Source organism: Micromonospora mangrovicola, assembly GCF_047200535.1.
GTDB lineage: Bacteria > Actinomycetota > Actinomycetes > Mycobacteriales > Micromonosporaceae > Micromonospora.
The window spans coordinates 25,073-37,645 of the sequence record NZ_JBJZOG010000025.1 but is presented as its reverse complement, the minus strand read 5'-3'; the positions used below and the strand labels follow the sequence as shown (position 1 = coordinate 37,645).

The window sequence follows — 12,573 nt, the reverse complement described above, 5'->3', positions numbered from 1 at the left end:
CGGGGCCACCGGCCGGGAGCCCGGCCACACCCCGGGCCGGTCGCCCGCCCGCGCGGCGGGCGGCCGGACCCGGTCCGGTCGTGGGGCCCACGTCAGTTCCCGGCCGGCGTGGTCGTCGGGCCCGCCCCGGCCGGTGCGAGTCCCGCAGCCGGTGCGGGGATCTCGTCGGTGAGTACCGCCCCGGTGAACTGCGAGCGGTAGAGCCGGGCGTAGGCGCCGTCGGCGGCCAGCAACTCGTCGTGGGTGCCCTGCTCGACGATCCGGCCCCGCTCCATCATCAGGATCAGGTCGGCGTCGCGGATGGTGGAGAGCCGGTGCGCGATGACGAAGCTGGTCCGGTCCGAGCGCAGCGCCGCCATCGCCCGTTGGAGCAGCACCTCGGTCCGGGTGTCCACCGAGCTGGTCGCCTCGTCGAGGATCAGCAGCGACGGTTCGGCGAGGAACGCCCGGGCGATGGTGATGAGCTGTCTCTCGCCCGCGCTGACGTTGCTGCCCTCCTCGTCGATCACGGTGTCGTACCCGTCGGGGAGGCTGCGTACGAACCGGTCCACGAAGGTGGCCCGGGCCGCCGTGAGGATTTCCTCCTCGGTGGCGTCCGGCCGCCCGTACGCGATGTTGTCCCGGATGGTGCCGCCGAAGAGCCAGGTGTCCTGGAGCACCATGCCGATCCGGCTGCGCAGCTCCTCCCGGGGCATCGAGCTGATGTTCACCCCGTCGAGCGTGATCCGGCCGGCGTCCAGCTCGTAGAACCGCATGACCAGGTTGACCAGGGTGGTCTTGCCGGCACCCGTCGGGCCGACGATGGCCACCGTGTGTCCCGGCTCGGCCACCAGCGAGAGGTCGTCGATCAGCGGCTTGTCCGGGTCGTACCGGAACGAGACGTGCTCGAACTCGACCCGACCGCTGACCTTCGGCGGTGCGGGCCGGTCCGGGGTCTGCTCCTCGGCGTCGAGCACCTCGAAGACCCGCTCGGCGGAGGCCACCCCGGACTGCAGCAGGTTCGCCATCGAGGCGATCTGCGTGAGCGGCTGGGTGAACTGCCGCGAGTACTGGATGAACGCCTGCACGTCACCGAGGCTCATCGACCCGGAGGCCACCCGCAGCCCGCCGACCACGGCGATCGCGACGTAGCTGAGGTTCCCGACGAACATCATCGCCGGCATGATGATCCCGGAGATGAACTGGGCCGCGAAGCCGGCCCGGAACAGCTCCTCGTTCTTGGCCGCGAAGTCGGCCTGCACCTCGCGCTGCCGGCCGAAGACCTTGACCAGCTCGTGGCCGGTGTACGCCTCCTCGATCAGGCCGTTCAGCTCACCGGTGTGCCGCCACTGGGCGATGAACCTGCGCTGCGACCGCTTGGCGATCTGCTGGGTGACGACCACCGACAGTGGCACCGCCACCAGGGCGACCAGGGCCAGCAGTGGCGAGATCCAGACCATCATGGCCAGTACGCCGACCACGGTGAGCAGCGCGGTGAGCAGCTGGCTGAGCGTCTGCTGCAGCGTCTGGGAGATGTTGTCGATGTCGTTGGTCACCCGGCTGAGCAGCTCGCCGCGCGGTTGCCGGTCGAAGTAGGGCAGCGGCAGCCGGTTGAGCTTGTCCTCCACGTCGGCGCGCAGCCGCAGCACGGTCCGCTGCACCACCCCGTTGAGCAGCCAGCCCTGCCACCACATCAGCAGGCTGGCGCCCAGGTAGAGGGCGAGTGCCAGGGTGAGCGTGCGGCCCAGCGCGGTGAAGTCGATGCCCGCCCCGGGCACCACGTGCATCCGGGCCAGCATGTCGGCGAAGGTGTCGTTGCCGGCGGCCCGAGCCCCGGCCACGGCCTGCTCCACGGTGGTGCCGGCGGGGATCTGCCGGCCGACCACCCCGGTGAAGATGATGTCGGTGGCGCGGCCGAGGATCTTCGGGCCGGTCACGCTCGCCGCGACGCTCGCCAGGGCCAGGGTGACGATCGCCGCCAGGTGCGGCCGGTGCGGCCGGAGGCGGCCCAGCAGCCGCCGGGCGGACGCCCCGAAGTTCATCGACTTCTCCGCCGGCATCGCGGCGCCCATCCACGGCGGTCCCTGGCCGCGCCGCCCGACCGCGGGCAGCCGGTTCGGCGTCCGCGCGTCGGTGGCCTTCGAGCCGGGGACCGGCTTCTGCCCGGGAACGCCGCTCACGCGGTCACCTCCGCCGTCTGCTGGGACGCCACGATCTCGGCGTACGTCGGGCAGTTCTCCAGCAGTTCCTCATGCCGTCCCATGCCGACGACGCCCCCGTCCTCGAGCACGACGATCTGGTCGGCGTCGACGATCGTGGAGACCCGTTGGGCCACGATCACCACCACCGCGTTCGCGGTGACCGGCTTCAGCGCGGCCCGCAGCCGGGCGTCCGTGCCGAGGTCGAGCGCGGAGAACGAGTCGTCGAAGAGATAGATTTCCGGCTTGCGGACCAGTGCCCGGGCGATGGCCAGCCGTTGCCGCTGGCCGCCGGAGACGTTCGTGCCGCCCTGCGCGATCGGCGCGTCCAGCCCGCCCGGCATCTCCGCGACGAAGTCCCGGGCCTGGGCGACTTCCAGCGCCGCCCACAGTTCGGCGTCGGTCGCGTCGGGGTTGCCGTACCGGAGGTTGCTGGCGACCGTGCCGCTGAACAGGTACGGCCGCTGCGGCACCAGCCCGATCCGGCGCCACACCTCGTCCGGTTCCAGCAGCCGCACGTCGACCCCGTCGACCAGCACCGCGCCGTCCGTCGGGTCGACCAGCCGGGGGATCAGCGTGAGCAGGGTGGTCTTGCCCGCGCCGGTGGACCCGATGATGGCCGTGGTCCGGCCGGGGCTGGCGCGGAACGAGATGTCGTGCAGCACCGGCGCGCTCGCCCCGGGGTGCTGGAAGGAGACGCCGCGGAACTCCAGCTCGGCGCGCCTGGTCATCGCGATCACCGGCTCCTCCGGCGGCACCACCGACGATTCGGTGTCCAGCACCTCGACGATCCGCTCGGCGCACACCGCCGCGCGCGGCACCATCATCAGCATGAAGGTGGCCATCATGACCGCCATCAGGATCTGCATCAGGTACTGCAGGAAGGCGGTCAGCGCGCCGACCTGGATCTGATTGGAGTCCACCCGGCCGGCGCCGAACCAGAGCACCGCGACGCTGGAGACGTTGAGCACCAGCATCACCAGTGGGAAGATCAGCGCCTGGAGGCGGCCGACCCGAAGGGCGGTCGCGGTGAGGTCGGCGTTGGCGGCACCGAAGCGCTTCGTCTCGTACGGCTCGCGGACGAACGCCCGGACCACGCGGATTCCGGAGATCTGCTCGCGCAGCACCCGGTTGACCGTGTCGATCCGGGTCTGCATGAGCCGGAAGCCCGGCACCATCCGCCGGGTGACCAAACCCAGCGCGACCGCCAGGACCGGCACGCTGACCAGCATCAGCCAGGAGAGCCCCACGTCCTCCTGCAGCGCCATCACCACGCCGCCGACACTCATGATCGGCGCGGCCACCAGCATGGTGCAGCTCATCAGCACGAGCATCTGCACCTGCTGCACGTCGTTGGTGTTGCGGGTGATCAGCGAGGGCGCCCCGAACCGGGCCACCTCGCGGGCGGAGAAGCGGTTGACGTGGCCGAAGATGCCGGCCCGGACATCTCGGCCGAAGCCCATCGCGGTCTTCGCGCCGAGATAGACGGCGATGATCGAGCAGGTGATCTGGAGCAGGCTGACGAGCAGCATCCAGCCGCCCGTACGCAGGATCCGGTCGGTGTCGCCGACGGCCACGCCCCGGTCGATGATGTCGGCGTTGAGGCTCGGCAGGTAGAGCGAGGCCATCGTGCCGACGAACTGGAACGCCACCACCGCGGCCAGCAACCGCCGGTACGGGCGCAGGTGGGTGCGGAGCAGGCGGATCAGCACGGACGGCTCCCCGTTGGGTTGTCGGTGACGGGCTCCCTGTCCGGGTTCAACCGGCGGATGTCCCCGTCGGACATGGTCGTGATGAGTTCGGTGAGGAACTGCCGGACGACCTCTTTTTTCGCCGGGTCGGCGTCGACCGAGGTGAGCGGGCGGTCGCTGTGGATCAGGTCGATGATGGCGAGGGCGTGTTCCCGGCCCTTGTCGGTAAGGGTGAGTTGGACGCTGCGCCGGTCGTTGGGGTCCCGCTTCCGGGTGACGAAGCCGTCGCGTTCCAGCGTGTCGACGATGCCGGTGAGGGTGGCGGGCCGGACGAAGCACCGCTCGGCCATTTCCCGGTGCGTGCTGTCGCCGGCCCGGACCAGGACGAGCAGTACGCGCATCCCGGCCGACGTGAGGCCGTGATGTTCGGCGAGGTATCGCCCCCAGTGCTGTTCGACGATGTGGCCGGCGATGGAGATCAGCCGGCCGAGCGGTGCCTGTCGCAGGACCTCGGGGAAGGTGACGAGCGGACCCATCTTCACGACCGTCAGATTAGCCTCCGGATCGTCAGGGCCCAAACTAATTTCCGGATCCTGACATCTTGCCATTGGCAAGATATGCTGCGACGGTGACCACGACGCGCGGCTACCACCACGGTGACCTGCGGCGGGCGCTGCTGGAAGCGGCGGTCCAGGCGATCGGGGAGTCCGGCCCCGCCGCGCTCAGCCTCCGGGACCTGGCCCGCCGGGCCGGCGTCTCGCACGCCGCCCCCGCCCACCACTTCGGGGACAAGGCCGGCCTGCTCACCGCCCTGGCCGTCGAGGGTTTCGACCTTCTCGGCGCGGCGCTCGACCGGGCCGGCGGCGACCTGCTGGAGGCCGGGGTGGCGTACGTCCACTTCGCCGTCGGGCACCGGGCGCACTTCGAGGTGATGTTCTCGCCGGACCTCTACCGCGCCGACGACCCGGCCCTGGTGGCCGCCCGTACCCGGGCCGGCGCGGCCCTGCGCGGCGGCGTCGCCGCCCTGCCCGGGCCGCCCCGCGAGCCGGACCGGGACGCGCTCGCCGCCTGGTCGATCGTGCACGGGTTCGCCACCCTCTGGCTGGCCGGCGCGCTCCCGCCGTCGGTGGGCGCCGACCCGGACACCGCCGCGCGCACCGTGATCCGCCGCCTATTCGAGTGAGCCACCGTGCCGCCCGGCGCGGGTCGGGGCGCTCACCAGCTCGTCGGCAGGGGCATGCCCTCGGTGTAGCCGGCGGTGCTCTGCACGCCGACCAGTGCGCGCTCGTGGAACTCCTCCAGGCTGCGCGCCCCCGCGTAGGTGAAGGCGCTGCGGACCCCGCTGATGATCTCGTCGATCAGGTCCTCCACGCCGGGACGTGCGGGGTCCAGGTACATCCGCGCCGAGGAGATGCCCTCTTCGAAGATCGCCTTGCGGGCCCGGTCGAAGGCGCTGTCCTCCGCCGTACGGGCGCTGACCGCCCGGGCCGAGGCCATGCCGAAGCTTTCCTTGTACCGCCGGCCGTCCGCGTCGGTGTACAGGTCGCCCGGGGACTCGTAGGTGCCGGCGAACCAGGAGCCGATCATCACGTTCGAGGCGCCCGCGGCCAGGGCCAGCGCCACGTCCCGCGGGTGTCGTACGCCGCCGTCGGCCCACACGTGCCGGCCCAGCGCCCGGGCCTCCGCGGCGCAGTCGAGCACCGCGGAGAACTGCGGGCGGCCGACGCCGGTCATCATCCGGGTGGTGCACATCGCGCCCGGCCCGACGCCGACCTTGATGATGTCGGCACCCGCCTCCACCAGGTCGCGTACGCCGTCGGCGGTGACCACGTTGCCGGCCGCGACCGGGACCCCGGGGTCGAGCTTGCGGACCGCCCGCAGCGCGGAGATCATCCGGTCCTGGTGGCCGTGCGCGGTGTCCACCACCAGGGTGTCCACCCCGGCCTCCAGCAGGGCGGCGGCCTTGCCGGTCACGTCACCGTTGATGCCCACCGCCGCGGCGATCCGCAGCCGGTTCCGGTCGTCCACGGCGGGCTTGTAGAGGGTGGCGCGCAGCGCGCCCTGCCGGGTCAGCACGCCGACCAGCCGTCCCTCGGCGTCCACCACCGGGGCGAGCCGGCGCCGGCCCGCGGAGAGCCGGTCGAAGCCGGTACGTGGGTCCGCGTCCGCCGGCACCGTGTGCAGCTCGGTCGACATCACGTGCCGGAGCTGGGCGAAGCGGTCCACGCCCACGGTGTCCGCCTCGGTGACCACGCCGAGCGGCCGGCCGGCATCGTCCAACACGATCACCGCGCCGTGCGAGCGCTTCGGCAGCAGGTGGATCGCGTCGCCGACGGTGTCGGTCGGGCCGAGGGTGATCGCCGTGTCGTGCACCAGGTGCCGCTGCTTGACCCAGGCGACGACGTTCGCCACCACCTCGATCGGGATGTCCTGCGGGATCACCGCGATGGCGCCGCGCCGGGCCACCGTCTCGGCCATCCGGCGGCCCGCGACGGCCGTCATGTTCGCCACCACCAGGGGGATGGTGGTGCCCGTGCCGTCGGCCGTGGCCAGGTCGACGTCGAGCCGGGAGCCCACCTCGGAGCGGTTGGGCGCCATGAAGACGTCGTTGTAGGTCAGGTCGTGCGCGGGGACCGCGCCATGAAGGAACCGCACCCGAACATCATTCCTGCTCGCGGCCGGTCCCGCCGCCGCTGGTGGCCCAAACCACCCCGCCGGCCGGCCCGGCCGGACCCGGCGCCGCGCCGCGCCAGGGACGAAGCGCGCTGCCCATCCTCGTCTCGTCGGTCGGCGGGGCCCTCGCCGTGCGGGCGGTCGGGTCGCGCGGAGGGGCTCATCTGCCTGAGATTGATATGACTCTGCGGCATAGATATGCCTCGGAGTCATACCGATCCCGAGTCGCCGCTGGGCCGCTCGCGACAGGGGTCGAAACGACGACCGACCCGGTGCGGGTACCGGGTCGGTCGGGGTGCTGAGCGGGGTCAGGCGATGGTGCAGATCGCCGCGCCGGCGGTGATCACGGCGCCCACCTCGGCGGAGAGACCGCTCACCGTGCCCGCCTTGTGGGCGTGCAGCGGCTGCTCCATCTTCATCGCCTCCAGGACGACGACCAGGTCGCCTTCGGCGACCGTGTCCCCGTCGGCCACGGCGATCTTGACGATGGTGCCCTGCATCGGCGAGGTGAGCGTGTCGCCGCTGACCGCGGCGCCGGCCTTGGCGCCACCGCCTCGGCGGGCCGGCTTCTTCGCGGCAGGCCCGGCTGCGGCCGTACCCGCGCCCAGGCCGGCGGGCAGGACGACCTCCAGCCGCTTGCCGCCCACCTCGACCACGACGGTCTCGCGCTCGGCCGGGCCCTCGGCGGCGCCGGGCGTGGCGGTGAAGGCCGGTACGGTGTTGTCGAACTCGGTCTCGATCCACCGGGTGTGCACGGTGAACGGCTCGGCGGTGAACGCCTCGTCCCGGACCACCAGGCGGTGGAAGGGCAGCGCGGTGGCCATCCCCTCGACGACCATCTCGTCCAGCGCCCGGCGGGCCCGCTCCAGCGCCTCTGTACGCGTCTCACCGGTGATGATCACCTTGGCGAGGAGCGAGTCGAAGTTGCCGCCGATCACGTCGCCGGCCGTGATGCCGGTGTCGACCCGGACGCCCGGGCCGGTCGGCAGCCGCAGCGCGGTGATGGCGCCCGGGGCGGGCAGGAAGTTGCGGCCCGGGTCCTCGCCGTTGATCCGGAACTCGATCGAGTGCCCGCGCGGGGTCGGGTCCTCGGTGAAGCGCAGCTTCTCGCCGTCGGCGACCCGGAACTGCTCGCGGACCAGGTCGATGCCGGCGGTCTCCTCGGTCACCGGGTGCTCGACCTGGAGCCGGGTGTTGACCTCCAGGAACGAGATGGTGCCGTCCATACCGACCAGGTACTCCACCGTGCCGGCGCCGTGGTAGCCGGCCTCCCGGCAGATCGCCTTGGCGCTGTCGTGGATCTGCCGGCGCTGGGCCTCGGTGAGGAACGGCGCCGGGGCCTCCTCGACCAGCTTCTGGTGGCGGCGCTGCAGCGAGCAGTCGCGGGTGCCCACCACGATCACGTTGCCGTGCTGGTCGGCCAGGACCTGCGCCTCGACGTGGCGGGGCTTGTCCAGGTACCGCTCGACGAAGCACTCACCCCGGCCGAACGCGGCGACCGCCTCGCGGGTGGCCGACTCGAACAGGTGCGGGATCTCCTCCATGGTGCGGGCCACCTTCAGGCCGCGCCCGCCGCCGCCGAAGGCCGCCTTGATGGCGACCGGCAGGCCGTGGTCGACCGCGAAGGCCATCACCTCGTCGGCGCTGCCGACCGGGTCCGGGGTGCCCGGGACCAGGGGAGCGCCGGCGCGCTGGGCGATGTGCCGGGCGGTCACCTTGTCGCCGAGGTCGCGGATGGCCTGCGGGGTCGGGCCGATCCAGGTGAGCCCGGCGTCGATGACGGCCTGGGCGAAGTCGGCGTTCTCGGAGAGGAAGCCGTAGCCGGGGTGCACCGCGTCCGCGCCCGCCTTCGCGGCGACGTCGATCAGCTTGTCGATCCGCAGGTAGCTGTCCGCGGCGGTGTCGCCGCCCAGGGCGTACGCCTCGTCGGCCAGGGTGGCGTGCAGTGCGTCCCGGTCGGAGTCCGCGTATACGGCGACGCTCGCCAGGCCGGCGTCGCGGCAGGCCCGGATGACGCGGACGGCGATCTCGCCGCGGTTGGCGATGAGTACCTTGCGCACCTTGGTGCTCCTCCCCGGAGGTCGATGCCGGGAGTGTATCGGCCGGTGTTCCGACCCTAACGATCGCTCAGTGTGGGATGTGGCACTGTCGCGTCGCGCCTTAGTCAAACTTGTTTATTACGCTTGTCCGGTGTCGGCAACACGGATGATGATTCTGGGCCTGGTCAGGTGGATGCAGCCGGTGCACGGCTACGACGTGCGCCGTGAGCTGCTGAGTTGGAGCGCGGACAGGTGGGCCAACGTGCAACCGGGCTCGATCTATCACGCGCTGCGCAAGCTCACCGACGAGGGGCTGCTCCGCACGGTTTCCGTCGAGCAGGTCGGCGCGCGTCCCGCGCGCACCACGTACGAGGTGACCGCAAAGGGCGAGGAGGAGTTCGAGACGCTGCTGCGGGCGCAGTGGTGGCAGCTCAACGAGACCCCGGACCCGTTCGTGGCGGCCTTCTCCTTCCTGCCCGCGATGCCGCGCGACGAGGCGGCGGCGGCGTTGCGCAACCGGGCCAACCTGATCCGCGCCGGCATCGAGTCGATGCGCGCCTCGCTGGATTCGGACTGGGTGCGCAACCGCAAGCCGGTGCACGTCGGGTGGATGTTCGAGCTCTGGCTGGCCCGTGCCGAGGCGGACATGGCCTGGTGCCTGCGGATCGCCGAGCGGATCGAGTCCGGGGTGTCGTACCTGCCCGCTGGAATGGAGCGGGCCGAGGGGTGGCCGGGGTGGCAGGACGGCGCCCCGCCGCGCGGCGAAGACGCGGATTAATCAACGTTGACCACAAGAGATATATCGCGATAGCCTTGGGGCGAGCCGCGCGGGCGAGGTGCGTCCCCGTCGCGGACGATCGGCGGCCGGTCACGTCCGGCCCGGACGACCAGGAGCAGACATGATCGAGACCAGAGGGCTGCGGAAGTCGTTCCGCTCCCGGGCGGGTCGCGAGACGAAGACCGTGGACGCGGTCCGGGGGGTCAACCTCGAGGTCGTCGAGGGGGAGATCTTCGGCTTCCTCGGCCCCAACGGCGCCGGCAAGACCACCACCCTGCGGATGCTCGCCACCCTCATCGAGCCGGACGGCGGTGAGGCCACCATCGCCGGGGCGGACCTGCGCAAGGATCCCGCCGGGGTGCGCCGCCGGATCGGGTACGTGGCCCAGGGCGGCAGCACCTGGGACGAGTCCACCGCCCGCGAGGAGCTGGTGCTCCAGGCCCGGCTCTACGGCATCGGCAAGGCCGAGGCGCACCGCCGCGCCACCCGCTCGCTGGACGCCTTCCAGCTCAGCGAGTACGCCGACCGCAAGTGCAAGACCTACTCCGGTGGCCAGCGGCGTCGGGTGGAGATCGCGCTCGGCATCATCCACGAACCGAGGATCGTCTTCCTGGACGAGCCGACCACCGGCCTCGACCCGCAGAGCCGGGCACACATGTGGGACGAGATCCGGCGGCTGCGTGCCGAGGGGATGACCGTCTTCATCACCACGCACTACCTGGACGAGGCGGACGCGCTCTGCGACCGGATCGCGATCATGGACCACGGTGAGGTGGTCGCGGAGGGCACCCCGGCCGAGCTGAAGCGGGAGATCTCCGGCGAGGTGGTGCTGGTCGGCCTGGACGCCGCCACCACCCCGCGCGCCGCCGAGCTGCTCGACACCGAGTCGTACGTCAACAAGCTGGAAACCGTCGACGAGGGCGGCCTGCGCCTCTACGTCGACGAGGGCGCCACCGCCATCCCGCAGGTGCTGCGCCGCCTCGACGGCGCCGGGCTGCAGCTGCGCTCCGTCGAGCTGCACCGCCCCAGCCTCGACGACGTCTTCCTCACCAAGACCGGCCGCTCGCTGCGCGAGTCCTGAGCACGGAGAACCGGAGACATCTCATGAAATTCGCCCGCGACACCTGGCTCATCTTCCAGCGCCAGATCCAGCTGCTGCTGCGCAACCCGGTCTGGGTCTTCGTCGGGGTCTTCCAGCCGGTGATGTACCTGCTGCTCTTCGCCCCGCTGCTCAAGCCCGCCCTGAACGCGCCCACCCAGGCCGCCGCGTACAAGGTCTTCGTCCCCGGCCTGCTGGTGCTGCTGGCCATCTTCGGCGGCCTGTTCCAGGGCTTCGGCCTGATCGCCGAGCTACGCGCCGGGGTGATCGAGCGGTCCCGGGTCACCCCGGTCAGCCGGCTCGCTCTGCTGCTCGGCCGGTCCCTGCGCGACGTCGTCTCACTGGTCGTGCAGGCGGTCATCATCACCCTGCTGGCGCTCCTGTTCGATTTGCGCGTCTTCATCGGGTACCTGTTACTGGCGTACCTGATGCTGGCCCTGATCGCGCTGATGACCTCGGCCGTCTCGTACGGCGTCGCGCTCAAGGTCAAGAGCGAGGACGCGCTCGCCCCGCTGATGAACACCGTCGCCCAGCCGGTGCTGCTGCTCTCCGGCATCCTGCTGCCGCTCACCTACGCCCCCGACTGGCTGCAGGGGGTCGCCAAGTGGAACCCGTTCTCCTGGGCGGTCGACGGCACCCGGGCGCTCTTCGCCGGCGAGCTGGGCAACGACAAGGTCTGGCAGGGGTTGAGCATCATCGCGGTGCTCGCCGTCGCCGGGGTGGTCTGGTCCGCCCGGCAGTTCGCCCGCAGCGTCCGCTGAGCGGAAGAGAGCTGCCTCTCACCAGGGGCGGGGCACCGGTCGTCCGCGCGTAGCGTGAGGCCGGTGCCCCGCCTCACCCGTGACAGGACCACCTGGCTGACCTACGCCCAGCTGGGTTTGTGGGGCTTCTTCCTCTACGGCTTCGGTCCCGTCGTGCCGCTGCTCCGCGACGAGCAGGGCACCAGCGCCGCCGTCGCCGGCCTGCACAGCACCGGCATCGCGATCGGCGCGCTGGTCGGCGGGGCGCTCTTCGCGCCCGTCGCCCGCCGGCTCGGCCGGGGTCCGGCCAGCTGGGTCGGCCTCGCCGGAGTGGCGGCCGGCGTCGCCGCCCTCGGCCTGCTCCGCCCACTGCCCGCCACCATCGCCGCCGTCGCGGTGATCGCCACCTTCGGCATGATGGTGATCAGCGGGGTCAACGTCATGCTGGTCGGCCACCACGGGCCGGCCGCGCCCGCCGCGCTCGCCGAGGCCAACGCCGCCTGCGCGGCCATGGGCATCCTCGCGCCGCTGGTCATCGGCGCCACCGTCGACACCGGCCACGGCTGGCGGCCGGTGATGGCCGTCGAGGTCGGCCTGATCGCAGTGGTCGCCCTCGCCGCCCTGGCCTTCCGGGTACGCCTGCCGAAGGCCGCCCCCGCTGCCGCGGATGCCGCCGGCCCGGCCGGGGCGACCGCCCCGGCGGCGACCGCGCGGCTGCCCCGGGCGTACTGGATCGCCTGGGTGCTGATGGCGGTGACCGGCTCGATCGAGGTCTGCCTGTCGCTCTGGACCGCCGACGTGTTGCGTTCCCATGCCGGGCTGAGCCCCGGCGGGGCGTCGGCGGCGGTTGCGGCGATCGTCTGCGGGATGTTCGCCGGCCGGCTGGCCGGCGGCCGGTTCGCGCTGCGCTGGCCGCCGGTCCCGCTGCTGATCGGCGCGCTCACCGTCTCCCTGGCCGGCTTCACCCTGTTCTGGTCCGCGCCGGTCGGCTGGCTCGCGGTCACCGGCCTGGTCGTGCTCGGGCTGGGCAACGCCCTGCACTACCCCCTCGCGATCTCCATCGCCCTCGCCGTGGCCGGGCCGGCCGCCGACAAGGCGGCCGGCTGGTCCTCGTACTCGATGGGGGTGGGCTTCGGGATCGCGCCGGTCGCGCTCGGTTGGGTGGCCGACGGGGTCGGTCCCCACCTGGCCTTCCTGCTGCTGCCCGGCTTCATCGCGGTGGCCCTGCTGCTCACCGGGCGCCTCGCTCGCGCCCTGCGCGCGCCCCACCCGGCCCACGACCCCGCTCCGGTCCCCGCCTGACCGCCGTCCGCTGACCGCCCGCCCGCTCGATCGCCACGCCACGTCACGCCACGCTTGATCGACTCGCTTGATCG

The 12,573-nt window shown here is 72.2% G+C and carries 10 protein-coding genes; 5 read left to right on the top strand and 5 right to left on the bottom strand.

Going from position 1 to position 12,573, the window contains the following annotated elements:
• Nucleotides 1-92 precede the first annotated feature (92 nt).
• From ACL02O_RS12955 to ACL02O_RS12945, 3 genes are all read right to left on the bottom strand, one after another.
• Nucleotides 93-2,039 carry an ABC transporter ATP-binding protein gene (locus ACL02O_RS12955; protein WP_412818314.1) on the bottom strand — a complete coding sequence of 649 codons (1,947 nt, stop codon included), beginning with the start codon at nt 2,037-2,039 and terminating at the stop codon, nt 93-95.
• A gap of 116 nt (nt 2,040-2,155) precedes the next feature.
• Nucleotides 2,156-3,889: an ABC transporter ATP-binding protein gene (locus ACL02O_RS12950; protein WP_412818279.1), complete on the bottom strand. Its 1,734-nt coding sequence runs from the start codon at nt 3,887-3,889 to the stop codon at nt 2,156-2,158.
• The gene (locus tag ACL02O_RS12945; protein WP_412818313.1) at nt 3,883-4,404 is read right to left on the bottom strand and encodes a MarR family winged helix-turn-helix transcriptional regulator; all 522 of its coding nucleotides are present in this window, start codon (nt 4,402-4,404) and stop codon (nt 3,883-3,885) included. Before ACL02O_RS12945 ends, ACL02O_RS12950 begins: the two co-directional genes overlap by 7 nt.
• Before the next feature lie 92 nt (nt 4,405-4,496).
• Between ACL02O_RS12945 and ACL02O_RS12940 the strand changes: the two genes are divergently transcribed.
• Nucleotides 4,497-5,051 carry a TetR/AcrR family transcriptional regulator gene (locus ACL02O_RS12940; RefSeq protein WP_412818278.1) on the top strand — a complete coding sequence of 185 codons (555 nt, stop codon included), beginning with the start codon at nt 4,497-4,499 and terminating at the stop codon, nt 5,049-5,051.
• 32 nt (nt 5,052-5,083) lie between these two features.
• Here ACL02O_RS12940 and ACL02O_RS12935 read toward each other — a convergent pair whose 3' ends face one another.
• Entirely contained in the window at nt 5,084-6,523 is a 1,440-nt protein-coding gene (locus tag ACL02O_RS12935) for a GuaB1 family IMP dehydrogenase-related protein (protein ID WP_412818277.1), read from the bottom strand.
• A 326-nt stretch (nt 6,524-6,849) separates the two neighbouring features.
• Complete coding sequence (locus tag ACL02O_RS12930) at nt 6,850-8,601, bottom strand: acetyl/propionyl/methylcrotonyl-CoA carboxylase subunit alpha (protein ID WP_412818276.1); 1,752 nt, start codon at nt 8,599-8,601, stop codon at nt 6,850-6,852.
• Between the two features lie 145 nt (nt 8,602-8,746).
• Between ACL02O_RS12930 and ACL02O_RS12925 the strand changes: the two genes are divergently transcribed.
• The 4 genes from ACL02O_RS12925 to ACL02O_RS12910 all read left to right on the top strand — a co-directional run bounded on the left by ACL02O_RS12925 (nt 8,747) and on the right by ACL02O_RS12910 (nt 12,499).
• Nucleotides 8,747-9,358 (top strand): PadR family transcriptional regulator, encoded by a 612-nt coding sequence (locus ACL02O_RS12925; RefSeq protein WP_412818312.1) that lies wholly within the window; start codon nt 8,747-8,749, stop codon nt 9,356-9,358.
• Between the two features lie 121 nt (nt 9,359-9,479).
• A complete protein-coding gene (locus ACL02O_RS12920) occupies nt 9,480-10,439 on the top strand; it encodes an ATP-binding cassette domain-containing protein (protein ID WP_412818275.1) in 960 nt (319 codons plus the stop codon).
• A gap of 23 nt (nt 10,440-10,462) precedes the next feature.
• Nucleotides 10,463-11,218: an ABC transporter permease gene (locus tag ACL02O_RS12915; protein WP_412818274.1), complete on the top strand. Its 756-nt coding sequence runs from the start codon at nt 10,463-10,465 to the stop codon at nt 11,216-11,218.
• Between the two features lie 63 nt (nt 11,219-11,281).
• Nucleotides 11,282-12,499, top strand: coding sequence for an MFS transporter (locus ACL02O_RS12910; protein ID WP_412818273.1), 1,218 nt, complete (start codon nt 11,282-11,284; stop codon nt 12,497-12,499).
• Nucleotides 12,500-12,573 lie beyond the last annotated feature (74 nt).